At 66.0% G+C, this 1,132-nt stretch carries 1 protein-coding gene and 1 pseudogene; both read right to left on the reverse strand.

The features are described from left to right. Positions 1 to 79 precede the first annotated feature (79 nt). Entirely contained in the window at positions 80 to 820 is a 741-nt protein-coding gene (locus tag I5M_RS05755; protein ID WP_022720532.1) for a PIG-L deacetylase family protein, read from the reverse strand. Then, positions 821 to 1,132 (reverse strand): annotated as a pseudogene (locus tag I5M_RS05760) (acyl-CoA dehydrogenase); the annotation flags it as partial.

Below are 1,132 nucleotides of genomic sequence, written 5' to 3' on the forward strand. Positions count from 1 at the left end.
CTGCGGAATCGCCACGGATCGATATCGGCACGATATTTCTGTTCGAAATAGTCCGCCGCGATCGTCTCGGTTTTGCGGCTCATGGCGAGACCTTCAGATAGTATTCGTAGGGACCGACGAACGGCGCCAACGTCTGGTCGGTGAACCGGAAGCCGTCCGGATCGTCGTCGATCAGGTCGGTCATCTGCGAGACGTGGGCGTCGATCGCCGCGCGCTTGCGGCCATGCTGCGCCGAGATGTCGAGCCGCAGCCCCTCGGGCGGCGGCCGGTCGAGCGGCGCGGCCGGATCGAGATGCCAGCCCCAGATCGGAAACGCCCATAGCGCGATCTGCGGGTGCTGCCGACACACCGCCTCGGCAATCCTTGCGGTCGCCTGATGGTCGCAATGCGGATCACCGTCCCATGTCACCAGCAGCGATTTGGCACCGGCGTGGATGCAGATTGCCGCGATCGCATGGACGGCGGCGTCGAACGGCGGGCCTTCGGTTGGTGCCTGGGTGTCGGGCAGTCCGAGATGATGAAGATGGTCGGGCGGCAGCCCGAGCAGCTCGGCGGCCTGTTCGAGCTCGGCGCGGCGCAGTTCGATCAGGCGTTGACGCGGATAAGTCGGCGACTGCGGATGCGAGGCGCCTCCGTCCGTGATCAGGACGATTTCGACACGATGGCCGGCGTCACAAGCGGCGGCAATCAAACCGCCGGTGCCGAGCGATTCGTCGTCAGGATGCGGCGACAGGATGACGCAAGGCGCCCCCCCGGTGAGATCTTTCAGCGATCCCATCGGCAGTCGGCGAATCGCGTCGAAGTACTCGGCGACGATCAATCAGAACTCTCCCACGGACGCCGAGGATGTCAGCCACGCGCGCGCGGCGTTGCTCATCGCCAGATCCGGCACCGGCTGGCGCAGATAGGTCGACAGATCGCGGCAGATCCGCTCGATCGGATCGGGCCGGATGAAGGCGAGAAGGCCGACGCCGCGCTGGACGCTCTCCATGACGTCGAGTGCAGCACGCTCGGTCACCATCCGGGTCATGTTGGCGAAAGCCACGATGGCGTCGGGATCTCCGTCACTGCCGAACCGGCGCGCAGCTTCTTCGACCCAGAACCGCGCGGTCCGCGCCGCGGCGATGCAACT

The organism is Rhodopseudomonas sp. B29 (assembly GCF_000333455.1).
Lineage (GTDB): Bacteria > Pseudomonadota > Alphaproteobacteria > Rhizobiales > Xanthobacteraceae > Rhodopseudomonas.